The organism is Moritella sp. PE36 (genome assembly GCF_000170855.1).
Lineage (GTDB): Bacteria > Pseudomonadota > Gammaproteobacteria > Enterobacterales > Moritellaceae > Moritella.
Map to the genome: position 1 here is coordinate 11,263 of NZ_ABCQ01000019.1, position 26,636 is coordinate 37,898.

The window sequence follows — 26,636 nt, forward strand, 5'->3', positions numbered from 1 at the left end:
ACATCCAGATGTGGACAAGGAATTAAATACTATTAAGGAAGAACAATGAGCGACACTAAACTATATCCGGTACCTGCAGAATTTGCGCAAAACAGTTTATTAAATGACAGTGCTTATCAAGCCATGTACAAGCATTCAATTACCGACCCGGAAGCCTTTTGGCGTGAACAAGGGCAAATAGTTGACTGGATCAAGCCTTATAGCCAAGTTAAAAGCACCAGTTTCCAACCTGGCAGTGTCGACATTAAATGGTTCCAAGACGGTAAACTTAATGTATCAGCCAACTGTCTTGATCGTCACTTAAAAGATAATGCCAACAAAACGGCCATTATTTGGGAAGGTGATGATCCCAACGATTCTGAAAAACTCACTTATCAAGACGTTTACGAAAAAGTTTGCCAATTTTCAAATGCATTAAAAGCCCAAGGCATTAAAAAAGGCGACGTCGTTTGTCTGTATATGCCAATGGTGCCAGAAGCCGCTATCGCGATGCTGGCTTGTACTCGTATTGGTGCCGTGCATACAATTGTATTCGCTGGTTTCTCAGCAGAAGCACTGGCCGATCGAATTAACAACTGCGGTGCGAAATTAGTCATTACTGCCGATGAAGGTGTGCGTGCTGGCCGTATTATTCGCCTCAAAGATTGTGTTGATAAAGCACTCGCTAAACCCCAAGTGACCAGTGTTAACAATGTCATTGTATTTGCCCGCACTAAAGCCGACATTGCATGGCATGAAGGCCGTGACCTGTGGTGGCATGATGTCGTCAAAGACCAGCCAAGTGAATGCGAACCAGAAGCGATGAATGCCGAAGATCCATTATTCATTCTTTATACTTCCGGCTCAACCGGTAAGCCCAAAGGCGTATTACACACCACAGGCGGTTATCTCGTGTATGCCACGATGACCTTTAAATATGTCTTTGATCATCAAGACAGCGACGTATTCTGGTGTACTGCCGATGTAGGTTGGATCACCGGCCACAGCTATTTAGTCTACGGACCACTGGCGAACGCCGCAACAACGGTATTATTTGAAGGTGTGCCAAACTATCCTGATACTGCTCGTATGAGTCAAGTGGTTGATAAACACCAGGTCACCACCCTTTATACGGCACCAACTGCCATCCGCGCATTAATGGCCAAAGGCGATGATGCTATCACAGGCACCAAACGTACTTCACTGCGCTTAATGGGCTCGGTAGGCGAACCAATCAACCCTGAAGCATGGCAATGGTATTACAACAAGATTGGCAACTCATCAACACCGATTGTCGATACTTGGTGGCAAACCGAAACGGGGGGTATTTTAATTACGCCTCTGCCAGGCGCAACGGCACTGAAACCAGGCTCTGCAACCCGTCCATTCTTTGGTATTAGCCCTGCCTTGGTCGATAATGAAGGTAACTTGTTAGAAGGCGAGAATGAAGGTAACTTGGTTATTTTAGATTCTTGGCCTGGACAAATGCGTGGTATTTATGGCGATGAAAGCCGCTTTGAAGAAGCTTATTTCTCCACATTCCCGAATATGTACTGCACCGGCGATGGTGCTAAACGTGATGCCGATGGTTATTACTGGATCACCGGTCGTGTCGATGATGTGCTTAATGTATCGGGTCACCGTATGGGTACCGCAGAAATTGAAAGTGCATTAGTGTCACACAGCAAAATTGCCGAAGCCGCTGTCGTCGGTGTACCGCACGACATTAAAGGTCAGGGTATTTATGCGTACGTGACATTGAATGCCGGCGAAAAAGCCGATGACGCATTAGTGGCCGAAGTCAAACAATGGGTTCGCAATGAAATTGGTGCGATTGCCACGCCGGATACGTTACATTGGACGGAGGCACTACCAAAAACCCGCTCAGGTAAGATCATGCGTCGTATCCTGCGTAAAGTAGCAACCAATGACACAGATTCGTTAGGGGATACATCAACGCTAGCAGACCCAAGCGTGGTTGATACTTTAATTGCTGAAAAGCAAGGAGCCTAAACAATCACACGATAGTAGGTCGATAACCTGCTATCGCGTTATTACTTTATTACCTTTCATCGGTGTCACCCTAGCCTTGGTCACACCGATTTTTTATTCTTGTATCAGCGATAATGACCATTTCAATTAATTGACAATTCTATCAACAACAGCCTCTATAAACCCACCAACACGCTACGCGATAACAGCCTTATTTATCATGTGCGCTAGGTTTAAATTAGAGTGTAAACTTTAATAAAATATCAGATAAGACCAGTTAAATGCTGTTATATTCTTCGAAAATCATATAATGTGTAGAAAATTAGCAACAATTATACTTTATATATATTTATAGTTGGAGTGTTCAGAAATACTAACGATATCAGCATTATTGGCGAAGTTAGTGTGATTTTACCAGACAATGGAAGCAATATGCCGAACAAACCCAGAATATTGTTACTCAACGGACCGAATCTAAATCTTTTAGGTAAAAGAGAACCTGAGACTTACGGCTATCAAACACTTAGTGACATTGTAGAACATTTAACCGATGTTGCAACTGAGCACGATATTGATCTGCGCCACGAACAATCTAACGCAGAGCACGAGCTTATAGATCATATTCATGCGGCAATGGGTAATACTGATTTTATCATTATCAACCCAGCAGCATATACGCATACCAGTGTCGCAATTAGAGATGCATTATTAGGGGTTTCAATCCCATTTATCGAAGTACACCTCTCTAATGTACACGCACGAGAACAATTTCGTCATCATTCTTATCTGTCCGATGTCGCCAAAGGCGTTATTTGTGGATTAGGTGCTGATGGTTATGAATTTGCGTTGCTTTCTGCTGCCAAACAGCTAAAGCAAACTAACAACAAATAATAAAGAGATTATGATGGATATCCGTAAAATTAAAAAACTGATTGAACTTGTTGAAGAGTCTGGCATTGCTGAATTAGAAATTTCTGAAGGCGAAGAGTCGGTACGCATCAATCGCTTTAGCAGCGTAGCACCACAAGTACAATATGCACCAGCACCGATTGCGGCACCAGTAGCAGCTGCACCTATCGCACCAGCGGCAGCAGTTGAAGCGGCTCCAGCAGAAGTAGCAGGCCATCAGGTTCGCGCTCCTATGGTTGGCACTTTCTATGATGCAGCATCGCCCGGCGCAGCACCTTTTGTAACGATTGGCCAAACTGTCAATGTTGGCGATACGCTGTGTATCTTAGAAGCGATGAAGATGATGAATCAAATCGAATCAGATAAAGCTGGCGTAGTTAAAGCTATCCTAGCGACAGACGGTCAAGCTATTGAGTTTGATGAACCACTTTTCATCATTGAATAACTACGAGGTTTCCAATGTTGGATAAAGTTGTTATCGCCAATCGCGGCGAAATCGCACTACGTATTCTTCGCGCTTGTAAAGAAATGGGTATTAAAACTGTAGCCATACACTCAACAGCCGATCGTGAACTAAAGCATGTATTACTGGCTGATGAAACAGTTTGTATCGGTAAGCCTGCTGCCGCAGACAGTTACTTAAATGTACCTGCGATCTTAAGCGCAGCTGAGATCACCGGCGCCGTTGCTATTCACCCGGGTTATGGCTTTTTAGCTGAAAACGCGGATTTTGCTGAACAGGTAGAGCAGTCAGGTTTTATTTTTATTGGTCCTAAAGCTGAAACAATCCGTCTCATGGGCGATAAAGTATCTGCTATTGCGGCAATGAAAAAAGCCGGTGTACCTTGCGTACCAGGTTCTGATGGCCCGCTCGATACAGACGCGCAACGTAATAAAAATATTGCTAAACGTATTGGTTACCCGATCATTATTAAAGCTGCCGGTGGCGGTGGCGGTCGTGGTATGCGTGTAGTGCATGAAGAATCTAAATTACTTGACTCGATCGCATTAACCCGTAACGAAGCCGGAACATTCTTTGGTAACGACATGGTATACATGGAGAAATTCTTAGAGAATCCTCGCCATGTTGAGGTCCAAATACTGGCTGATGGCCAAGGTAATGCAATCTACCTTGGTGAACGTGATTGTTCACTACAACGTCGTCATCAAAAAGTAGTTGAAGAAGCGCCAGCACCAGGTATCACCGCTGACATTCGTCGTCATATCGGTGAACGCTGTAGTCGTGCCTGTGTTGATATCAACTACCGTGGCGCTGGTACCTTTGAATTCTTGTATGAAAACGGTGAGTTCTATTTCATCGAAATGAATACCCGAATTCAGGTTGAACATACTGTTACCGAAATGGTCACTGGTATTGATCTGATCAAAGCGCAATTACGTATCGCCGCGGGCATGCCACTGTCGGTATCTCAGGATGAAGTGCGTCTGACCGGTCATTCACTTGAATGTCGTATCAATGCCGAAGATCCGGTGACATTTGCACCGAGTCCAGGTCTGATCAAACGTTTCCATGCTGCAGGCGGTTTTGGCGTACGTTGGGAATCACATATCTATGCGGGTTATAAAGTACCACCGCATTATGATTCCATGATTGGTAAATTAATCACTTACGGTGAAAACCGTGACGTGGCAATCGCCAGAATGCGTAATGCCTTAAGTGAAATGGTGATTGATGGTATTAAGACCAACATTCCACTGCATCTCGAGATTTTAAGTGATGAAAACTTCCAGAATGGTGGTACTAATATCCATTATTTAGAGAAGAAATTAGCTCAAAAAGCGCTAGACGCGAAATAGGAACTAAATCAGTTCTAAATAAGAGTTAAGCTCATTGCAGATCAAAAAAACCCAAGCGATTTACTCGTCTTGGGTTTTTTATTATGCGCCTAAAATTAGCTGGTATTACCTCTATAATCACTAATAGATTTAACCGCATTACCCGTCCGAAATTCCCTAAATCTATTGAAACCCTCCTGTAGCAACAAGATAAAATCATTCAACGAAATAAAATAGATGTAAATTACATATAAAACAATACGTTACAAATTAAACTATGAGTGATACATTCTATTTAGACCATTTATCCTGATCCTGCATATTATTTTTATTAACCATCGCTATAGGCATTATTTTTTCTCTCATAAAAAAGAGTGCTGTGTACAAGCCCCCCTAAATAACTATACATTTTATTGTAGTTTAATAGCGTATTAACAATAAGATAGGATATTTCATTGCGTCAACAGCGTTAATTTGGGGAATAATTATGAAGCTAAGATCTATACTTTCGGCGGCAATCTTTACCGGCTTATTTTCAACAGCGGGTATTGCAGGGACGATCACCTCACAGGACGACAATGTGGTCGTTGGTTACTGGCACAACTGGTGTGATGGTGGTGGTTATAAGGGGGGTAATGCCCCTTGTATTGACCTCAACGAAGTCAACCCGCAGTATAATGTCGTCAACATTTCATTTATGAAAGTTTATGATACCGCAGAAGGTCGAATCCCAACCTTTAAACTAGATCCAACAATAGGTATGAGTGAAGCTGAATTTATCGAGCAGATCAATACCCTTAATAGTCAGGGACGCAGTGTACTACTGGCCCTTGGTGGTGCAGATGCACATATCGCGTTAACTCGAGGTGATGAGGATGCACTCGCAGCAGAAATTATACGTCTAACAGATCGTTACGGCTTTGATGGTCTCGATATCGATTTAGAACAAGCTGCTATCACGGCTGAAGATAACCAATATGTCATTCCTACAGCATTAAAAATGGTGAAAGATCATTACCGTAAAACCGGTGACAACTTTATGATCACCATGGCGCCAGAATTCCCATACTTAACTGCAAATGGCGCTTATACCCCCTACTTGACCGAGCTCGATGGTTATTATGATTTTATTAATCCGCAATTCTATAACCAGGGTGGCGACGGTCTTTGGATTGAAGGGGTTGGTTGGATAGCACAAAACAACGACGAGTTAAAAGAAGAGTTTATTTACTACATTGCAGATTCTCTCATTAACGGCACGCGTAATTTCCACAAGATACCACATGATAAACTGGTGTTTGGACTGCCTTCGAGTAATGATGCAGCCGCCACCGGTTATGTCAAAGATCCTCAAGATTTGTATCGCGCGTTTGATCGTTTAAAAGCCCAAGGACAACCACTACGTGGCGTCATGACCTGGTCAGTAAACTGGGATATGGGCACTGATGCGGCCAACAACAGTTACAATCAGCAGTTTATTAAAGATTACGGCAATTTTATTCATAATCAATTACCGCCGATCATCGATATGACGCCAACCTTAGCTGGTATTGTCGATACTCGTATCGAGCTTAATGGTCATTTTGATCCTTTAACAGGTATTACCGCTAAAGATTATCAGGGTAACGACATCACTGATAGTGTGGCAGTAACCGGTCATGTCGATACTAACCAAGTCGGTGAATATCTATTAACGTACAGCGTCAGCAGTGATGACAAAACCGCAAATCAAGTGCGTAAGGTAACGGTATACGAAGTATTACCAAGCTTTAACGGTATCACGGATACCACCATTGTGATTGGGAGTCAGTTTGATCCAATGCTGGGCGTAACAGCCAGCCATCCAACCCAAGGCGATCTTACTAGTAACATCACTGTCGCAGGTGGGGTAAATATCGATGCTATAGGTGAATATGAGTTAACTTACACTTTAACCTACGGCCAAGATAATCAGCAAACCATGACCGATAAGCGTATTGTCACTGTGGTAAGCGACATAATTAACGACAGTGATTGGCAAGCGGATAGCATCTATGTGGGTGGAGATAAAGTCACCCATAACGGTTCAACATGGACAGCGCAATGGTGGACGACAGGTGAAGAACCAGGCACAACGGGTGAATGGGGGGTATGGCGTTAATAACTGACAAGATAATATTGATTAAATAGATCAGTTAAAACCAAAAATCCAGTATTCGCTTCACGTTAATACTGGATTTTTATTGTGTTCAAATTATCGAATTATTTATCCGCTTTACCGGCCGAGTTTGCAAACTTAGCCAACTGTTTATCGAACCAGAAAGGCCTGGTGTCATTATCTTCGCAGCGCTCTTTACGGCGAATAGCATTACGTACCATCATGGTGCCTAACCAACGCACGGGTTCAGGTGGAAAGCCACCTTTCGGCCCTGTTGTTAAGCCGTTATGACTCCATTTATCGTTATTACCGAGTAGCATAGATGCTAATATTTTGCCGCCAATCCAGGTTTGGCCAACGCCACTGCCGGAATAACCAAAGCCATAATAAATATTACCTGAGTCTGCAATTTTGCCAAAGAATGGCAAGCCAGTCGCCGAACGATCGGATGGCCCAGTCCAAGTCACGGCAAACTCTTCATCCACCAGCGTCGGGAATAACTTATCAAACGACTCTCGTAGTAGTTTGCCATACCGTGTAGGCTGATCGAATAAGGGCCTTACTGCATTACCATAAGAGAAGTGATTACCGCCCTTGCCTAACATTAACCGACCATCAGGTGTGGTCCGGTAATAATGCACAAAGGTACGTGAATCGAGCACGGTTTTACCGTCCGTTATCCCCATTTTTTTTAACTTTTCGGGTATCGGTTTGGTGATCGCCATATCTGACGAGACCACCACAATTTTATTTTTAAACTGTGGAAATTGTTCTAACATCCAAGCATTCAATGCCATCACCGCTTTCGCCGCATAAACAGTCCCTTGCGGGGTATTAATCACCACTTTATGTTGAGCATTTTTATTACTGTTTGTTGGTTTAACCGCATTATCATTAATGACTAACATCGGGGTATTTTCATAAATACGCACCCCAAGTTGCTCTGCCACGCGTTTTAAACCACGGGCTAATTTCCCGGGTTGCACACTGGCGGCTACCGGAGAGAAATGTCCTGCTTGATGTAATTCAGAGCCGGCATGCTGTTGTACTTTCTTCGCTTCCCACGCCTGCCAACTGTTTAATTGATGTTTATCTAACGCCGCTAATGTCGCCTCTAACCCACCGGTTTGCGCGGTATTCGTGGCGGTAAATAAGGTGCCGTCACGACGCAGTTCCGCATCAATGTTGTACTGCAAACAAAAGGCTTCAATTTCATCTACCGCTTGCTCTGATGCTTTGACTAATTCAACCGCCTGCGCTTCGCCATACAAACGTTGCATCGACAAGTACTTAGTCGACCACGTTAACATGCAACCACCATTACGCCCCGATGCGCCACTACCACAGAGGCTTTTCTCGATGATCATGACATCCAGTGTTGGCTGTTGCTGTTTGAGTTGGATCGCGGTCCACAATCCCGTGTAACCACCACCCACAATACACACATCGGCGACGGTATCGGCAGTGAGCGCTTGTGGTTGCACACCATTACGGTAGTCCTCTTCAAGATCCATCGCTTGTTGAAACCAAAAAGGTTGAAACTCAGGCTGTTTAGTCATTACGGACGTTCACCAGCGGCTAAACGTGCATCAATATCGGCAACCACTTGTGGTAGGTCAGCAATGGTATCAATCAGGTAATGGGCGTTAAATGGCGTGAAACGATCACGGGCTTTCTCACGCGCCTGGTGTAATGTCGCTGCGTCTGCGGCAAGGTATTCTTCGAGTGTGAGACCCGCTTCGTTACCCGATAACAATAAGCCCACCGTCCACATGCCAGCATTGTGGCCTTCTTCAATGCCCGGTACCGAATCATCCACTTTAATGCAGGCGCCAACATCGGTCACCGCCATATCAATCACGTTTTTAAGCACCATGTAAGGTGCTGGGCGACCGCCTGCCGCTAGGTCATCGGTAGCAACAACACAATCTGGCACATAGCCTTTTGCTGCCGCGATAGGAATGAGCTTATCCATGACCACACGGGGATAACCAGAGCATGAACCAATTTTAATCCCTTGCTGTTTTAAGCCATTAACCACATCGAGTGCATGTGGGATTGGATCAGCATGCTCGCCAACTTTAGCGATCTGCAGCGGCATAAATGTTTGGTAAATCGCATCAATATCAGCGGTACTGATCGTCGACCCGAACTGTGCTTGCCAACGCGCGGCAACATCTGGTAATGCCGATACCGCTTTAATGTGATCCCATTTACCTAGGCCCATAGGCACACGTGCTTCCGCTAAACTAATAGTAAAATTATACTGCGCTTTAAATGCGGCAATAAAAATAGTGGTCGGGGCAAATGAACCGAAATCAACGATAGTACCCGCCCAATCAAAAATAACAGACTGAACATGATTAAGTTTTACTGACTGATCTTGTACGATGTTAGACATAATAATATTTTCCAAAGTAAGAGTTTGTTGATAATTGGGTAAACTGTTTTATAACTAATATTTTTGAATGATTTGTTAACTACGGTTAATTAACACTTTCTAATGACAAACATAGCCAAAGTCTCGACTTACTTTATCAATTGCACCCGAAAAAATAGTAAGCGCTCGCTTTAACTCTTCTCTCGTAATGATAAGCGGTGGGCTTAATTGAATAACATTACCCTGCGATACTTTAAAACTCAGCCCTGCATTCAAGCAGTGATACAACACGGCTTCCGCTTCATCAAAAGCGCGCTCTTGCGAATCACGGCAAGTCACTAACTCAACCCCCCATAACAGCCCCATGCCACGCACATCACCAATCAAAGAATATTGCGCTTTTAAAGCCGCTAATTGACTGGCAACAAAGACTTCATCATCTTGCACTTTGCTCAGTAGGTTTTGTTGTTCAATCACTTCCATGGTCGCCAAGGCGGCAGCGCAACCAATCGGACTTTTCTCATGGGTATAATGACCGAGCGATACTTGCGCCGCAGTATTGTATTTATCTTTGGTGATCATCGCGGCAATCGGTACCACGCCACCACCAAGACCTTTACCAATGCATAAGATATCCGGTTCAATAGCAAATGCATGGTGGCTAAACCAATGACCGGTACGTCCCATGCCATTAGGAATATCATCAATGATCAGTAAGATATTGTGCTTATCACAGATCGCTCTGATCCGCTGCCAATAGGCTTTACTCGGTACTTGCACATCGGTATTACGGATAGCTTCAGCAATAAAGACCCCAATACCACCTTCTTTTTCGACCACATATTCCAGATAATCAGCATAATGCACATCGCTACCGTCCGGAGAAGGAAAACAGCCACGATAAGACACTGCAGGCGGAATACGTTCGACACCGGCCATCAACGGGCCCATGCCTGCACGGAAACAAGCCTCGCCACCCACAGAAATAGCATCGAGTGAGGCACCATGGAATGAGTCCCACAGTGACACCACTTTAAAGTTGCCGGTAATGTGACGCGCTAATTTCAGTGCCATGCCGATTACAGAGGTGCCACCAGGGGCAAACAGTACGCGATTGAGTTCACCACCACATATTTCAGTCAGTTTGGTGGCACAATCAATCGCGGTTTGATTGGTAAAGCGACGTGGTGAAAACGATAACGTCGCTAATTGTTGGCTAATTTTAGTTAATACATGCGGGTGACCATAACCGAGCTGATGAACATTATTACCATGGAAATCCATGTAGCGCTGACCCGCAGCATCTTCTAAATAAATACCCTCGGCAGCGACTAACGCATCCAAACACGGCGTCGACATCGCTTGATGTAAAAACACCTTAGCGTCTTGTGCAAGCATGGCTTTAGTGTCGTTATCGTCAATACTGGCATGCCATTGTTGACGTGCAGGAGTGGTATTCACATCACCTTCACTACGATGCTGACGGTCTGCCAATACAGCCTCAGCAGCTAAGTTAGCAGTCGCTTCACTCATGCACTTAATTCCCAATATTTGGCGGTTTCCATCGCCACTAATAAACGCTGGATATCACTTGGATGGACATCACCTATGTTACCAATACGGAAACAGTCAGCGTTGGATACCTTACCTGGGTAGATAACAAAACCTTGTTCTTTAAGGCGGTTATAAAATTCTTTGAATTGATAATCACGGTGCACCGGTGAATAAAACGAGGTAATAATTGGCGAATGTAATGACGCATCAAGCAAAGTATCAAAACCCAGCTTCGCCATCCCAGCGACTAAGGTTGTTTGGTTTTTTTGGTAACGTTGATGACGAGCAGCAATACCGCCTTCTTCTTCAAGCTCTAATAACGCTTGGTAAAATGCGCGCACTGTGTGGGTTGGTGAGGTAAAGCGCCATTTGCCACCATTGGTTTCCATACAATGCCATTGGTCATACAGATCTAATGACAACGAACGAGCTAGCCCTTTGCATTTTTCCAGTTCAGTTTGGCGTGCGATCACAAAGCCAAAACCGGGTACACCTTGAATACATTTGTTGGCAGAACTGATCAGGAAATCAACGCCTAATTCAGCCACATCCATTGGAATGCCACCAAAGCTCGACATCGCATCTAAGATCACGATCTTACCGTATTGTTTGGCTAATTTAATCACCGCATCAATCGGATTCAACATGCCGGTGGTTGTTTCGCAATGCACGATGGCGACATGGGTAATGCTGTCATCGCCCGCTAATTTGGCTTCAACTTCGGCCAAACTTGGTTGTGCTGTTTCACCCGGTGCTATCACCTCGCAGGCAATATTTAAGTAATCTGCAATTTGAGCAATACGGGCACCGTAAGCACCGTTATCAATCACCAGTAGCTTGCCATCAGCAGGAATAACACTACCAATTGTAGCTTCTACCGATGCCGTGCCACTGCCTTGCATCAATACACTGGTATAACCCGTTTGCGGGGTCGCTAGTTGCACTAACTTAGCGCGGATAACTTCAACAATGTCTTTGTTATATTCATCATCCCAAGTACACCAATCTTTTAGCATGGCTTCTCGTACACTTGCGGTGGTAGAAAGTGGACCCGGTGTTAGTAATAAATATTCGTTTTTCATCTCTGCTTCCATTTGGACTATACCAGTTTGATTAGAACTCTAGCAGTGGATCGCTCACTTGGTAAATAGCCCAACAGCAGAATTCATAAAAGCTTCATATTCATCGCCAACCGCAATAAAAACGCCGAGCCATAAAAATAGATAAAATATCTTAATTAACCTAACTGACATCAATCGGTCATATTTTTGTCATAAAAGCACTCTATTATCGTTCTCAACAAATCTGGTACAGACCAGAATCAACCGTTAATAATTTTTGGAGTGACACGAATGAAACAACGTTGGATGATAGGTACTATCGCTGCCTTAGGCGCCTTATTCACTGCACCAGTATTTGCCGCAGAAGAAGTGGTGGTGTACACCGCCTTTGAAACGGATGTATTAGCAAAATACAAAGTCGCCTTTGAACAAGCCAATCCAGATATCGAAATCAAATGGGTGCGCGATTCAACCGGTATCATGACAGCAAAATTACTTGCCGAAAAAAATAACCCGCGTGCAGAAGTGATTTGGGGACTCGCAGGCTCATCAATGGCACTGCTTAAGAAAGCTGGGATCCTAAAACCTTACTCACCACAAGGCGTTGAAAACCTGCGGACGAGCATGATTGATCCAGAAGACAACAAAGCGTGGTACGGTAATGACGCTTGGTTTAATGCCATCTGCTTTAACGAATACGTTGCCAAACAGCACAACCTACCAAAGCCGACATCTTGGGATGATCTGCTTAAACCGGTTTACAAAGGTCATATCGCCATGCCCAACCCAGCATCATCGGGCACAGGTTATATGCAGGTATCAGCATGGTTACAAACCATGGGTGAAGATAAAGGTTGGAGTTACATGACCAAGCTGAATAACAATATTGCCCATTACACCCATTCAGGCTCGAAGCCTTGTGTACAAGCAGGCATGGGGGAAGTGGCGATCGGCATATCGATGGCATTACGTGGCGCGAAATTAAAAACCCAAGGCGCGCCACTTGACGTGATCTTACCTGCCGGCGGCATTGGCTGGGAATCAGAAGCAGTGGGTCTGGTGAAACCATCAGCGGCAGCTAAGCGGGTGGTGGATTGGTCAATCTCAAAACAAGCCAACGAATTATATAATGAATCTTATGCATTAGTCGGCCACAAAGACGTCAGTAAAGCCGTGGCTAACTATCCCAATGTACAAGACGCGATGGTCGACATGGACTTTAGTAAAATGGCCAATGAGCGTAAAGATGTACTGCGTACCTGGTCAGAAAAATTTGATTCAAAATCTGAAGCAAGATAGTCATTAATGACCTAATTTAAGTGGTCAACCTTGACTAAGCCAGGGGTTAGTTAACACGCCTGGCTTAGTCGTTTTTAACAAATGATTGTCAATTAAAACAAGCGCTAACCGGCCGACTTCTTAACCCCCTAGATACCAATAATAAGTGTAAATTCTGCGTAAAAATAACCCCTTGTCATCAAACTGTCACTTACCCTGCCTACCATACTGGTATAGTCCAAATAACTTATGAGCAGTCAGATGAACACGTACCTCAACATCAATAATCTTGTTAAAAAGTTTGGTGATTTCACCGCATTAAATGATATTTCTTTGCAGATCCATCAAGGCGAGTTCATCTGCTTTTTAGGACCATCTGGTTGCGGTAAAACCACCCTGCTTCGTGCGATTGCCGGACTGGATTTAGCGACATCAGGGTCTATTTTACAAGACGGTAAAGACACCACCTTCTTACCGCCAGAAAAGCGGGATTTTGGCATTGTATTTCAATCTTACGCGCTGTTCCCCAACTTAACGGTTGCCGAAAATATCAGTGTCGGCTTACACAACCAAGGTAAATCAGTCGCCGAAGCGGTGGATATTGTTAATCACTGGCTAGGTATTATTGGCTTATCTGACTCGGCGCCGAAATACCCGAACCAGCTATCCGGCGGCCAACAGCAACGTGTGGCACTGGCTCGCGCATTAGCGTTATCACCGGGATTATTACTGTTAGATGAACCACTTTCGGCATTGGATGCACAAGTACGTGCTCATTTACGTGACGAGATCCGCTCCCTGCAACGTAAACTCGGCATTACCACTATCATGGTGACCCATGACCAAGAAGAAGCCTTAGCAATGGCCGACCGTATAGTGGTGATGAATCATGGTGTTATTGAACAAGTCGGCACCCCACAAGAAATTTACGATAAACCGGCATCCCGCTTTGTGGCTGAATTTGTCGGTAACATGAACTTCATTGCCAGTTCCGTGATCAGCGATCAGCAGATCCGTATTGCTGAAACCCTGCTACCAAAACCCAAAGACACATTAAACCGTGGTGACATGTTTGATTTAGCTGTGCGCCCTGAAGACATCCAATTTAGTAATAACCCGCAAGATTTACCGGTGCAAATCAAAGCCATGGAATTCCAAGGTACCTATGTGCGAGCAGACTGCCAGCTAACAGGCAGTATGAATGCGCCTATGATCAAGGTCGATGTGCCAATTCGCGAAGTCAGATCGCTGGGGCTCAACAATGGTGAGTTCCGTCGGATCCGTTATAGCGATGCGTTCACCCATGTCTTCCCACGTAAATTAAAGCAATCATCAACAGCAAGCACACAAGCGGTAGAGGCATAACATGGAGTCAACCATCAATAAAAAGCTGACTAAACCGAGTTATCTGCAACGATTAACCCTTTCGTTTAGCCGAGATAGCGCGCTACTGGCCAGTATTTTAATTATCTTAACCCTGTTAATGGGCTTTTTTATTGTTGCGCCTATGCTCACGATGTTTGCCAAAAGTGTCCAGGATGTAGATGGTCACTTCATTGGATTAACCAATTTCACCGCCTATTTTGCCTCCAGTGCCATGCTCGCCTCGATTGCTAATACCGTGACAGTGGGATTGATCACCACCGCGATTGTTGGGGTGATGGCATTTAGTTACGCTTATGCATTAACCCGCAGTTGCATGCCATTTAAAACCTTTTTTCAGATCATTGGTTCGGCACCGATCTTAGCGCCATCATTACTGCCAGCACTGAGTTTGATTTATTTATTCGGTAATCAAGGCATTGCCAAAGAGTTACTCGGGGGCGCATCGATTTATGGCATTGTTGGTATTACTATCGGGCTGACATTCTGGACCTTTCCCCATGCATTAATGATCTTAACCACAGCGCTGCGTACGTCCGATGCCCGTTTATATGAAGCGGCGACCGTATTAAAGAACCATCCGGTAAAAACATTTTTCATGGTGACGCTACCGGCAGCAAAATATGGCGTGATCAGTACTTTAATTTTAGTGTTTACCTTAGTGGTGTGTGACTTTGGTGTGCCGAAAGTGATTGGCGGCAGCTATAACGTATTAGCAACGGATATTTTCAAACAAGTGGTTGGTCAGCAAAACTTCGCCATGGGCGCAGTAACCAGTGTATTACTGTTATTGCCGGCGGTACTGGCTTTTGTAGTTGATCGTCACGTGCAACGCAAACAGCAAAATTTATTTGATTCCCGCTCTGTGGCTTACATACCCAAACCAGATAAATTACGTGATGGTATCTGCTTGTTGTTCTGTAGTACGATTGCCTTGGCGATCATCGCTATCATTGGCATGGCCATATACGCGTCATTCGTGACATTTTGGCCATGGAACTTAACCTTAAGTTTTAACAATTATAACTTTAGTGAAGTGAGTACCTATGGTTGGACGCCTTACTTTAACTCACTGACATTGGCGATCTGGGTAGCCCTGTTCGGTACTGTGATCATCTTTATTGGTGCTTATGTTATCGAAAAAGGCCGTGGTTTTGGTCCTATTCGTCAGCTACTGCAAATGATCACTATTATTCCAATGGCAGTACCGGGTATCGTATTAGGCTTGGGTTATATCTTCTTTTTCAATGATATAAATAATCCACTTAATGGTCTGTATGCCACCATGATCTTACTGGTGATTAATACCGTGGTGCATTACTACACCGTCGGTCACATGACCGCATTAACGGCGTTAAAACAATTACCCGCAGAGATTGAAGCCATTTCCGCGTCAATCAAAATGCCCCAATACAAGTCATTCTTTGTTATCACCCTGCCGATTTGTGCCCCTGCGATCATGGATATCGCGGCTTATCTGTTTATCAACGCATTAACCACCACATCAGCCGTGGTATTCTTGTATGCGACCGATACCATTCCCGCTTCGGTGTCGGTATTAAATATGGATGATGCCGGCCAAACAGGTTCAGCGGCAGCGATGGCCGTGATGATCTTAGTAACCGCAGCGTTGGCTAAAATAATCCATTTAATTATCGCCTCATTTATCAACAAAAGAACCCAAGCTTGGCGTCAAAAATAACCGCGGAATAGACCAAATTAAGCATAACTCTGCTACTGTAGAACAGGAACCACCCAGTAGCAGGTTAATCCCCTAGCATCAGAGGCTTTTGTGCAATACCTAAAAATTAAAGATGAAATTTTACTGCAGATCGAAGCTGGTTCACTACTTACCTCAGGGCAGAAATTAACGTCAGAACGTAAACTGGCAGAAAGTTTCAATACCACTCGCGTGACGCTGCGTGAAGCCTTGTCTTTACTGGAGTCTGAAGGCAAAGTGTATCGTGAAAATCGTCGCGGTTGGTTTATTTCCCCAGCACCATTACGTTACGACCCGACCAATACCACTAACTTTCATAACCTCGCGCTAAGTCAGCAACGTATACCAAAAACAGAATTAATCAGTGCCAGTATGGTGCCCGCCGATAAACATATCGCCCAGCTATTACAAATAGCACCACAGACTGAAGTGATCCGTATTCATCGCGTGCGTTATTTAGATGAACGCCCGGTCGTACTCGTGACTAATTATGTATTGCCTGACCGACTCCCTAATTTACTCAGTCATGATCTGTCTGCATCATTAACCGATATCTATCAACAACATTACGACATCCTGTATCAACAGACCCATTATCGTATCCGCTCTTCGTCATTAGTTGCCGATACTGCAACCGCTTTACGCGCTACCTCTGGCTGCGCGGCTATGTATATAGAGCGGGTTAACTATGATCAACATGGTCAGTTATTGGATTGTGATCTGGAATATTGGCGCCATGATGCGGTGATGATTGAAGCACAAGCAACTCGCCAGAAATACACACCAGAATAAACTGCCAGACTTTTTCATCGTGTACATAATCACCTAAATCAGCACTTTAACGCTTGAAATAGACTGTACTTTGTCATGGATCAGAAATAATGTAACATATCAAAAAAGACTGATGTATATGGTCTAGAATACCCTATGCAGGTATACGTATATTTGACACTCTAAATGATAGGAACTTTATCCATGGAATATCTTCAACAACTACTCGAACAAGCACCTGAGCTTGCGGCTATTTACGGTACTAAAATACTGCTTGCACTCGTTATCTTTATCGTTGGTAAATACTTTGCCAATCTAATGAAACGCGTCATATCAAGCCTAATGATAAAACGTAATATTGATAAAACGGTCGCTTCGTTTGTCGGTAACATGGTCTTCGGTGTCATATTTGCCTTCACGATTATCGCGACGCTCAGTCAGTTCGGGGTACAAACTGCATCACTGGTTGCTGTTGTCGGTGCCGCAGGTTTAGCCATTGGTTTAGCACTACAAGGTTCATTATCAAACTTTGCCGCGGGTGTATTAATCGTTATTTTCCGCCCTTGTCGTATCGGTGATTACATCGAAGCTGCAGGTGTAGCAGGTACCGTAGATGAAATTACTATTTTCTCTACACGCTTAATTACGCCAGATAACAAAGTGGTGATTGCACCAAATGCCGCAATCATGGATGGCACAATTACTAACTATTCAGCGTTAGGTCAACGTCGTTTAGATCTTGTGGTTGGCGTATCGTATGACGCAGACATTAAGCAAACGAAAGCCATCTTAATTGGCGTTATCAAAAACAACGAGTTCACCTTACAAGATCCAGAATACACTGTCGGCATCCTAGAATTAGCCGATTCATCAGTAAACTTCGCGGTACGCCCTTGGGTTAAAACCAGCGATTACTGGGGTGCTTATTTCAGCATGCAAGAAGAGCTTAAACTTGCGCTTGACGCTGCTGGTATTGCCATCCCTTATCCACAATTAGACTTGCATGTACAAGGTAATCCAACACCACCAGCAAGCTAATGTTTACTGTAAAATCATGTAGTGATAAACAACAAATAGGAGCCTAATGTGGCTCCCATTTTTATTCCTGTTCATCTTTGTTACCGTCAACCTTTGCTACTTTCCTAAAGTATTCACAGGTCACGACGTTCAAATAAGGGTCCTTCTTTAAAACTATAACCGCTAATATGACTGTGCGGTAAACTACCCACCGCTTTGCCAAACTGGCGTTTATCTAAATTGATTAGATTCATGTGATCACCCGATTCAATATACAATTGTTCCTGTTCGAACAATAAGTCGTCCACCAGCATATCCATACCATAGATCTGCCCTAATGATGGTATCGCCCCAGGTTCACAATCCTGAAACAAGGTTGATAATTCATGCTCTGCTAATAGATAATATTGCTTACCCGTTTGCCGATTAATTTCACCAATCAATACATGCTTATTTGACGGCACCACCGCCATTAAATAATCGCCACCAATGTCGCGTAAAATCACCGCTTTGGCGACTTGTGAACTGGGCACATGTGCCGATAGTGCAGAATTAAATGAACTTGCCGTGTGGCGATGTTTAACCAAACTAAAATCGATGTTGTGACTAGCTAAGAACTGGCCAACTTTGGTTGCCATAGTCATTTCAGCCTCCATAAAATACTTTTCTCTACAAGCAAAGTATGGGAGCTAAATAGCCACAACGCGAGTTCATCACATAATTATTTATAAACCGTGAGCGATGTTATTAAACATAAACAAAGCGAAAACTTATTATTTCTTATATCTGTTTATTGGGTCATGTTGGTATAGATAACTCTGATTACAACATCATAAGGATATGAGCAATGAATTCACTCAAACAAAGGATCACCAAAGCGTCTGTATTAACGGGATTTTTCGCCGGACTGTTATACGGCAGCTGGGCACTTTATGCTAATTACGCTGCAGGTACGTCCATCGCACTGCAAGCTAGCGCCGTGCAATTTGTGTGCAGCGCATTCATCGGGTTTATCATGACCTTTATGATGGACCAAATTTGTAATAGCCAAACATTGAACCGAATTATCATCATCCCTAGTTCAATCATATTACCGATGATATTTACTTTTGTTGTCAGCTATTACGCGCACTACTCCAACGGCACACCTAACATTATGATGACTATTCTACCGTCACAAATACTAGGGGCTGTTTGGACCACACTCTACACATTGAAATTAATGAAGCAGGATAGAAGGAACGCCGCATTAACGCATTAACGCATTAACGCCAGTATAGTGGCCGGTTATTTACTCGGTGTTTAACAACAAGCCAGTTGCAGATGACAACTGGCTTGGGTATTTACTGATGGCGTAACAGTTAGCCTAAACCGCGCTGATGCTATATTTACGCTGTTTGTAAGCCAGCAACATAATCGCCAATAGCGCATAAGCAAAACATTGGATTAACAACTGCGTTTGAAAATGTCTGACCATCTCAAAATCCGCGCCCATCTGGTTTAATTGCAACAAACCTTGGATCGCGGCAGTGCTTGGGAATAATTGCGATACCGTCACCAGCCAAGCGGGTATCTCACTTATCGGCCAAATAAAACCACTGCTAAACAATACCGGCATTGAGCTAAATAAAATCACCTGTGTTGCGGTTTCAGCTTGGTTATACAATTGCCCCAGCGCCACGCCAAGGCAGGCAACCGCCAGTAAGAACGGCACTAATAGTTTGATAATATCCCACGCCGCCGCGAGTCGATTAACCCCGTACATGTCTAATGCAAAACCAAAGTAATACAAACTAAACACCAGATACAAACTGAGGAACACACTACAACGCGCCAGTAACAATGATGTCGGCGATGCAGTTAACCAATAGCCTTGCTCTTTCGCCCGTGAACGTTCATTTTGACTGCCCGATAAGATACCACTGACGATTAATAACGTTTGCTGCAAGATCAAAATAAATACCGCGGGGACCACATAATCCAAATAACCGTTGCCCTGATTAAACACTGGTTGGAGGTTTAACGAGGCCGGTTGCCACTGTTGCTTGGCTAACAAGATATTTTCTTTATCAACCGTTAATCTCGCCACTTTAATTTGCGCCGACAGCGTCCCGCCCGCTTTCAGAATACCCGATGTGATGGTCGAGTAAGTCATGAAATAACTGGCATCGCCACCTAACGATAACGTCACTGGTTTCTTCATCAATAGATCACGACGAAAATGCTCAGGAATAATCAAGAAACCTTTGATGTCACCCTGCTCAATGAGTGCTTCGGCATCCCTCACCGAATCAACCTGCCCGGTAATATGAGTATCAGGTGTTGCATTCACCATGCGGATCAACTCACGGCTCATCGAACTGCGATCATGATCAACCACGACAATTTCAGCATTTCTTGATACCTGCTGAGAATACGGCAAAGGATACAAGATCGAGTACATGATAATGCCACCAAACATGGTCAATAAAATACTGCGGTCGGCAAAAATACTTTTAATTTCGAGCACCACCAGTGCGAAGAATTTATTCATCGTCATACCCCATCTGCTAACAATGCACTATCACGATGACGCTTAAGTCGAAATATCGCCACCACGAAGGTTAACGTAAATAACCCTAATGACGTTAATTGTGGTAACAAGGTCATAAAATCTTGTCCGTAATTCACCTGACCAATTTGCAACTGCATATAATGCGTGATCGGTAATAATGCCCGCCATATCTGCGCCAACTGCGGCATGCTTTCCGCAGGAAAGGTCACCCCGATAAAGGCAAATGCAGGCGCGGAATAAGCCGCGCCCATGCTAATCGCTTGAGTCAAATTCATGGTCAAGGTAAAGATAAACAAGGCGATGGCCTGCCCCGCTAATACTGCCGTCACCAGAATTAACAATAAATACCCCCAGTTGCCATGCATCGGCATACTTAAGTAACCGTAAAAGAAACTCAAGAATAGCAAACCATGTACCACAGAAAGCAAAGTATACGGCAGCAACTTACCAATCACAGCGCTAACGACGGCACCATCCGCTCGTTGAAACCAGCTATTTTGGGTATTATTTTTGTATTCCAACCCAAACGCCAACAACACAGAGACCAAAATAAAGATTTGCCATAGTGCCGGAACCGCAGCGGTCACCAAAAAGGGCACATAGTTAGTCGACACATTATAGAGCGGGTTAACCTGCGTTGAAATTGGCGCAACAACCCCTTTAATCAGCGCCAGGTTACCCCCACTCGCCAAGGTTTTAACGGCATCAATCTGCGCCGTAAACGTGGCAAAGGTTTTCGCCATGTTCGACGATACCAGTTTACCAATCAACACATACTGGGCATTGTAAAAGGTACTGACTTCTGGTGTCATCGCTAAGTAGGTCTGCTTTTCGAATGCACGCGGAATATGCACCACCGCATACACTTCACCACGTTGCATTAATGCTTTACCTTCGGCCAGGCTGGTCAATTGCGCAGTCACCGCAAGCGCAGGATTGGCATCAATATAACGCACCAAGCTGCGTGATAACCGACTGTGGTCTTGATCAACAACCGCGACCGCAAGATCACGTGGGATACCCTGTGAAAAAATAGCGTACACCAACAACATGCAAGCAAGTGGCAACCAAGTCACCAGTGATAATTGCCATTTTGATGCCAATATCAGCTGGTTTTCCCGCTGCCAAACCGCCTTGATCTGAATAATGAATAAACGCATCATCAAGCCAACTTACTGCGCAGTCGCTGACGGCGCCAGCTCAACCAACACACTCATACCAACACGTAGATCGGCAATCGGCTTAACCGGTCTTGCTTCAATTTCAAAGGTACGTAAATCGAATCCTTTCGCATTGTCTGTCGAACGCCAAGTCGCATAGTCACCCATCACCGCAATATGGGATATTTGATATTGATATGTCGCCTCACCTAATGCTGGAATACGCGCCGTTAATAACGTGCCTTTTTTCAACCGTGGTAATAAGTCTTCACGAATATTAAATACCGCCCAGCTATCGTTAATATCAACAATACTCACCACCGGAAAACCAGTCGGGGCAAGCTCGCCTTCTTTTAATAAGATCTGTACCACTTCACCATCACGCAGGGCATATTGTTTGGTATCTTTGGTATAAGACTCAATTTCAGCCACCACACCTTCCGCCATACGTTCTTGCTCGATAGCGGCTTGTTTAGTTTCTTTACGCGCTCCCTCTTTCGCCATTTGATAAACTTGGTATGCCGCATTTTGCGTATATTTAGCGGCTTGCCACTTGGTATACACTTCATCGCGTTTCTGCTCTGGTAATACACCGTCGTTATAAAGACTATCCACGCGCTGGTAGGTTATCTCCATTAACTGCGTCGCTGCTTGGGCTTTTTTCCACTGGTCGTTAGCCGCAATGATTTGCTGTTCACGGGCTCCGATTTCGGCTTGTGCACGCATTGCACTTGCCGCGGCACGACCGGCTTTTGCTTGCGCCAATTTAGCGTCTAATTCAGGGCTAGCCAGTGAGAAAATTAATTGTCCTTGGCTAACCAATTCGCCTTTTTTTACGTCTACCGAGGCAATACGTCCCGGGATCTTAGAGGATATATTGTATTGCTCGGCTTCAATTTGACCTTGTAACAATATATTTTTCGGCTCGTAAGCACGATTGAATTCAACTGCCAGCCAACCGATAACAGCGAGCGCGACTACCGCAATGATGCCTGTTTTAACGTTACTCATTTATTTAACCTCGATACCATTAATTTGTAGATAGTCCATAAAGCGATCGATATCGCCGCTAACAGAGAGTAATTGTGCCAGTGATTGCACATAGTTATAACTTGCAGACAGGCGCTGAACACGAATGCTGGTTGCATATAACTGGGCATCCGCCATTTCCAGTGATGTTGATAGACCTTGGCTAAATGCTTTTTGACGCAGTACCACGGTTTCTGCTGATAACGCTTGGCTCGATGCCAAAGAGTTGTATTCTTCTAACGCTTGGCTCATTTCAGCATAGGTTTTTTCCACCAGAATAGATAAATCTTGCTGCATTTGCATCTGCAGTAAATTCACCTGACGTACCGAGCTTTTGGCCGCAACCACTTCTTGTGACGTACCAGAGCGTTCCATAATTGGAATACGCACACCAACGCCAACCATCCATTCCGGTAACAGGTCGCCCGTCGCAGAATCATCGGCATATAAATTATAATTACCGTACAGCATCACTTCGGGTAAATGCTTGGCTGACGCCATTTTTACCATGCCTTTGGCTTGTTCACGTTTGGCATTTAAGATGGCAATACCGGGATGGTCTGTTAAGGTTTTAGTTAGATACGGCGTAACCGAAGTAACACTGTTATTCACAAATAACGGCGTGGTTGGTAATACCGAGTCTTGCTGTTTTAGCATTTTGGTTAACGCTAACTTAGCAATCTCATAATCACGTAATGATTTCTGTGCTTCGATTTGCGCTTTGTCTAACGTCACTTGTGCCATCAGTCGTTCAATTTTGGCAATTTGACCTTGTTGCTCTAGTTTCACCGCATGATTAAGGTGAGCGGCTAACGCATCCACTGCATCGAGACGCACTTGATAAACTTGCTCGGATAACACCACACCAAAATAATACTGCACCAGCTTCGTAAAAGTCGCGCGGGTGGCTAAATTATAATTGCTTTGTGCTTCACTCACTTGCGCCTGGCGAATGTCTTGCGCCGCAGTGATACGACCGCCAGTATAAACCGGTAGCAGCACATTCAATGACGAATGGGCGAAATTTTGATTGGTGAGCGGGATACCATTCGGGATCAAACCAGCTAAACCAGCTAAAGCTGTACCATTTAATTTTGCACCCACTCCAGAAGTATCAACTTCTATCGGCTTATCAAAATGGGTATATGAACCGGTAATATCCACATTCGGCAAATACAGCGACCTTGCCGCATCTTGTAATGCTTCTGAGTATTTTACTTCTTCTTTCTTTGCCAGTAGCGCATCATTCTTCTGAACCACTTGATACCAAGCTTCAGAAAAACCGATAGCCGCAGCTTGCACATTACAACTCAATGTAATGGCAGTAATAATGCCATAAAAGACTGTTTTCATACTTAATTCCTAAAATCACGCTGTTGTGGCATGGCCGATTAATATCAAATAATTAAACAACGAAGGGCATATTTTCAATTACTGTAAACAAAGTCACCTTGATACCATAACAATCAAAAGTAGAGTATATACTCTAAAAGATACGTACAGAAGATGGCAATGTTAACCAAAAACGAATACTAACGCATAAATTTGTCGAGTACTACGCCAGTATTAGCCTAATTTTAGTCAGTTCTCAGCAATACCCCCCGATTAATGCTGTGCCTCGGCCCTGATCTACACAATTAAACGCGGATACTTGCATTTAATTACCATATAGCGATGGTGTCTTATGGCTTAGATGCGTACAATTACGCCCACGAAATAACGGAGAGAAAATCGATGCCTTGGATCCAATTAAAAATTAATGCTAACGAAGAAACAGCTGAGAAGATAGGTAACATGCTATCTGGCGCAGGAGCAAGTGCTGTCACATTCATGGACTCACAAGATTCGCCTATCTTTGAACCACTGCCTGGTGAAACGCTGCTATGGGGTGATACTGATGTAACCGGTCTGTTTGATGCTGATAAAGACATGCAGCCGATCTTAGCTTTCTTAGCCAAAACCAAGGTACTAGGTTCAGATTTTCGCTACAAATTAGAAATACTCGAAGATAAAGACTGGGAACGCGAATGGATGGAAAACTTCCACCCAATGCAATTTGGCGAACGTTTATGGATCTGCCCAAGCTGGCGTCCAGTACCGGATGAAAATGCGGTTAACGTGATGCTTGATCCCGGTTTAGCATTTGGTACGGGTACCCACCCGACGACCGCGTTATGTCTAGAATGGTTAGATGGCCAAGACCTAACCGGTAAAACAGTTGTCGATTTTGGTTGTGGTTCTGGCATCCTCGCAATCGCAGCACTTAAATTAGGTGCTAAGCGGGTGATCGGTGTGGATATCGACCCACAAGCTATCTTAGCAAGTCGTGATAACGCCGAGCGTAATGGCGTTGCCGACCAAATCGAATTGTACTTACCAGCCGATCAACCCGACGGTATCAAAGCAGATATCGTGGTTGCCAATATTCTTGCGGCACCATTACGTGAACTATCTGGGCTTATCATCAGCTTCTTAAAACCAGGTGGTAAACTGGCATTATCCGGTATTTTGGATCACCAAGCAGCAGAATTGAACGAAATCTATCGTCAACACTGCATCATGGATGAACCTACACTGAGTGACGAGTGGGCACGCTTAAACGGCCAAATTAAATAATATTTGCCATACAGGGTGATCTACATAAGCAAATGTAAAACTGGGCTCATGTAGAAAAAATAACCAGTAATTACGTAAAAAACGTGCGATCAGTAATTAATCAGGCTAAAATGCAAGCTATCTTAAATTTTAAGTCAACCTGAGTGAAAATTGAATAATAAGCAATTTAGCTGGATGATCTGTTGTTATAATTTGATTTAGAGGTGTTTTTTTTACTATTTAATGATTTCAACTAAAAAAATATTCAATAGTCTAATTATTAACCTTTTAACTCGGGTGAAAACTGCGTAACATACGCCGCCTTAGAGCAAATGAGCCACAACAGATGAAAATAGGTCCTTATCTTCTGGATAACCAATTATTCTTGGCTCCTATGGCTGGTGTTACCGACCGTCCTTTCCGTCAACTTTGTCGTGATTTGGGTGTGGGTATGGCCGTGTCAGAAATGTTATCGAGTAACCCTCGAGTTTGGTCTACAGAAAAATCGCAACAGCGCATGGATCATGCTGGCGAAACCGGGATCCGCTCTGTGCAGATAGCAGGCGCAGATCCAGCGTTGATGGCAGCAGCCGCGCAGCACAATGTAAAAAATGGTGCGCAGATCATTGATATCAACATGGGTTGCCCAGCGAAAAAAGTAAATAAAAAGATGGCGGGTTCTGCATTGATGCAACATCCGGCTCAAGTGAAGCTGATCTTAGATGCCGTGATAAGCGCTGTCGATGTACCAGTAACACTAAAGATACGTACCGGTTGGGATCTTGAAAATCGCAACGGTATACAGATAGCTGAAATCGCCGAGCAAGCTGGAATTCAAGCCCTCGCGGTTCATGGTCGTACTCGCGCTTGCCTGTACAAGGGCACGGCAGAATACGACACTATAAAAGCGATTAAAGCTAGCATTAGCATTCCTGTGATCGCAAATGGTGATATCGATAGCCCAGAAAAAGCAAAACAGGTACTTGAGTACACAGGTGTAGACGGTCTGATGATCGGACGCCCAGCTCAAGGCAATCCTTGGATTTTTCGGGAAATAAATCACTATCTTAAAACAGGTGAAAAATTACCCGTGCCAACTGCTGATGAAGTTCGCCGAGTCATTTTGCAACATGTCGAAAACCTACACCAGTTTTACGGTGAGTTTAAAGGCGTTCGATTTGCACGCAAACACGTCGGTTGGTACATACAACACCAGACTAATGGTGTTGAGTTTCGTAAAAGCTTTAATGCATTGGACAGTTCTGCGGAACAAAACTTTGCATTAATGAAATATTTTGATGATTTAAGCTAACGAGAAGA

22 protein-coding genes are annotated in these 26,636 nt (G+C 44.1%); 13 read left to right on the forward strand and 9 right to left on the reverse strand.

The features are described 5' to 3' along the window. Positions 1-45 precede the first annotated feature (45 nt). From acs to PE36_RS12255, 5 genes are all read left to right on the forward strand, one after another. Positions 46-1,992: an acetate--CoA ligase gene (gene acs / locus PE36_RS12235; protein WP_006032352.1), complete on the forward strand. Its 1,947-nt coding sequence runs from the start codon at positions 46-48 to the stop codon at positions 1,990-1,992. Positions 1,993-2,403: 411 nt separating this feature from the next. Further along, entirely contained in the window at positions 2,404-2,862 is a 459-nt protein-coding gene (gene aroQ / locus PE36_RS12240; protein ID WP_043994480.1) for a type II 3-dehydroquinate dehydratase, read from the forward strand. 13 nt (positions 2,863-2,875) lie between these two features. Continuing rightward, entirely contained in the window at positions 2,876-3,325 is a 450-nt protein-coding gene (gene accB, locus PE36_RS12245) for an acetyl-CoA carboxylase biotin carboxyl carrier protein (protein WP_006032354.1), read from the forward strand. A 14-nt stretch (positions 3,326-3,339) separates the two neighbouring features. After that, positions 3,340-4,698 (forward strand): acetyl-CoA carboxylase biotin carboxylase subunit, encoded by a 1,359-nt coding sequence (gene accC, locus PE36_RS12250; protein ID WP_006032355.1) that lies wholly within the window; start codon positions 3,340-3,342, stop codon positions 4,696-4,698. Positions 4,699-5,164: 466 nt separating this feature from the next. Then, positions 5,165-6,817 carry a glycosyl hydrolase family 18 protein gene (locus PE36_RS12255; protein WP_006032356.1) on the forward strand — a complete coding sequence of 551 codons (1,653 nt, stop codon included), beginning with the start codon at positions 5,165-5,167 and terminating at the stop codon, positions 6,815-6,817. Positions 6,818-6,918: 101 nt separating this feature from the next. Here the strand turns inward: PE36_RS12255 and PE36_RS12260 are convergent, their stop codons facing one another. From PE36_RS12260 to phnW, 4 genes are all read right to left on the reverse strand, one after another. Then, positions 6,919-8,373 carry an FAD-dependent oxidoreductase gene (locus PE36_RS12260; RefSeq protein WP_006032357.1) on the reverse strand — a complete coding sequence of 485 codons (1,455 nt, stop codon included), beginning with the start codon at positions 8,371-8,373 and terminating at the stop codon, positions 6,919-6,921. After that, positions 8,373-9,215, reverse strand: coding sequence for a phosphonoacetaldehyde hydrolase (phnX, locus tag PE36_RS12265; protein ID WP_006032358.1), 843 nt, complete (start codon positions 9,213-9,215; stop codon positions 8,373-8,375). The genes PE36_RS12260 and phnX overlap by 1 nt, the downstream gene beginning before the upstream one ends. 99 nt (positions 9,216-9,314) lie before the next feature. Further along, positions 9,315-10,727, reverse strand: coding sequence for an aspartate aminotransferase family protein (locus PE36_RS12270; protein ID WP_006032359.1), 1,413 nt, complete (start codon positions 10,725-10,727; stop codon positions 9,315-9,317). After that, positions 10,724-11,830, reverse strand: coding sequence for a 2-aminoethylphosphonate--pyruvate transaminase (phnW, locus tag PE36_RS12275; RefSeq protein ID WP_085983547.1), 1,107 nt, complete (start codon positions 11,828-11,830; stop codon positions 10,724-10,726). The genes PE36_RS12270 and phnW overlap by 4 nt, the downstream gene beginning before the upstream one ends. Before the next feature lie 270 nt (positions 11,831-12,100). On the opposite strand from phnW, the gene PE36_RS12280 reads away from it, so the two are divergent. From PE36_RS12280 to PE36_RS12300, 5 genes are all read left to right on the forward strand, one after another. After that, the gene (locus PE36_RS12280; protein ID WP_006032361.1) at positions 12,101-13,108 is read left to right on the forward strand and encodes a putative 2-aminoethylphosphonate ABC transporter substrate-binding protein; all 1,008 of its coding nucleotides are present in this window, start codon (positions 12,101-12,103) and stop codon (positions 13,106-13,108) included. Between the two features lie 240 nt (positions 13,109-13,348). Beyond that, positions 13,349-14,452, forward strand: coding sequence for a putative 2-aminoethylphosphonate ABC transporter ATP-binding protein (locus PE36_RS12285; RefSeq protein ID WP_083798008.1), 1,104 nt, complete (start codon positions 13,349-13,351; stop codon positions 14,450-14,452). A 1-nt stretch (position 14,453) separates the two neighbouring features. Then, a complete protein-coding gene (locus PE36_RS12290) occupies positions 14,454-16,172 on the forward strand; it encodes a putative 2-aminoethylphosphonate ABC transporter permease subunit (protein ID WP_006032363.1) in 1,719 nt (572 codons plus the stop codon). Between the two features lie 90 nt (positions 16,173-16,262). Beyond that, positions 16,263-16,982: a phosphonate utilization transcriptional regulator PhnR gene (gene phnR, locus PE36_RS12295; RefSeq protein ID WP_006032364.1), complete on the forward strand. Its 720-nt coding sequence runs from the start codon at positions 16,263-16,265 to the stop codon at positions 16,980-16,982. 183 nt (positions 16,983-17,165) lie between these two features. Continuing rightward, positions 17,166-17,999, forward strand: a complete 834-nt coding sequence (locus PE36_RS12300) for a mechanosensitive ion channel family protein (RefSeq protein ID WP_006032365.1) — start codon at positions 17,166-17,168, stop codon at positions 17,997-17,999. Between the two features lie 113 nt (positions 18,000-18,112). Here PE36_RS12300 and PE36_RS12305 read toward each other — a convergent pair whose 3' ends face one another. Beyond that, on the reverse strand, positions 18,113-18,622 hold the full coding sequence (locus tag PE36_RS12305) for an aminoacyl-tRNA deacylase (protein WP_043994481.1): 510 nt from the start codon (positions 18,620-18,622) through the stop codon (positions 18,113-18,115). 203 nt (positions 18,623-18,825) lie between these two features. On the opposite strand from PE36_RS12305, the gene PE36_RS12310 reads away from it, so the two are divergent. Beyond that, positions 18,826-19,239: a hypothetical protein gene (locus PE36_RS12310; RefSeq protein ID WP_006032367.1), complete on the forward strand. Its 414-nt coding sequence runs from the start codon at positions 18,826-18,828 to the stop codon at positions 19,237-19,239. Positions 19,240-19,344: 105 nt separating this feature from the next. Here PE36_RS12310 and PE36_RS12315 read toward each other — a convergent pair whose 3' ends face one another. From PE36_RS12315 to PE36_RS12330, 4 genes are read right to left on the reverse strand one after another with little or no spacing between them, the layout of a single operon-like run. Then, a complete protein-coding gene (locus PE36_RS12315; RefSeq protein WP_043994482.1) occupies positions 19,345-20,511 on the reverse strand; it encodes an ABC transporter permease in 1,167 nt (388 codons plus the stop codon). Positions 20,512-20,513: 2 nt separating this feature from the next. Further along, positions 20,514-21,695 (reverse strand): ABC transporter permease, encoded by a 1,182-nt coding sequence (locus tag PE36_RS12320; RefSeq protein WP_006032369.1) that lies wholly within the window; start codon positions 21,693-21,695, stop codon positions 20,514-20,516. Positions 21,696-21,704: 9 nt separating this feature from the next. Next, complete coding sequence (locus tag PE36_RS12325; RefSeq protein ID WP_006032370.1) at positions 21,705-22,703, reverse strand: HlyD family secretion protein; 999 nt, start codon at positions 22,701-22,703, stop codon at positions 21,705-21,707. Then, positions 22,704-24,074 (reverse strand): TolC family protein, encoded by a 1,371-nt coding sequence (locus PE36_RS12330; RefSeq protein WP_006032371.1) that lies wholly within the window; start codon positions 24,072-24,074, stop codon positions 22,704-22,706. It abuts the gene before it with no gap. Between the two features lie 381 nt (positions 24,075-24,455). Between PE36_RS12330 and prmA the strand changes: the two genes are divergently transcribed. Both prmA and dusB read left to right on the forward strand, forming a co-directional pair. Then, a complete protein-coding gene (gene prmA, locus PE36_RS12335) occupies positions 24,456-25,337 on the forward strand; it encodes a 50S ribosomal protein L11 methyltransferase (RefSeq protein ID WP_006032372.1) in 882 nt (293 codons plus the stop codon). Between the two features lie 325 nt (positions 25,338-25,662). Beyond that, a complete protein-coding gene (dusB, locus tag PE36_RS12340) occupies positions 25,663-26,628 on the forward strand; it encodes a tRNA dihydrouridine synthase DusB (RefSeq protein ID WP_006032373.1) in 966 nt (321 codons plus the stop codon). The last annotated feature ends 8 nt before the right edge of the window (positions 26,629-26,636 follow it).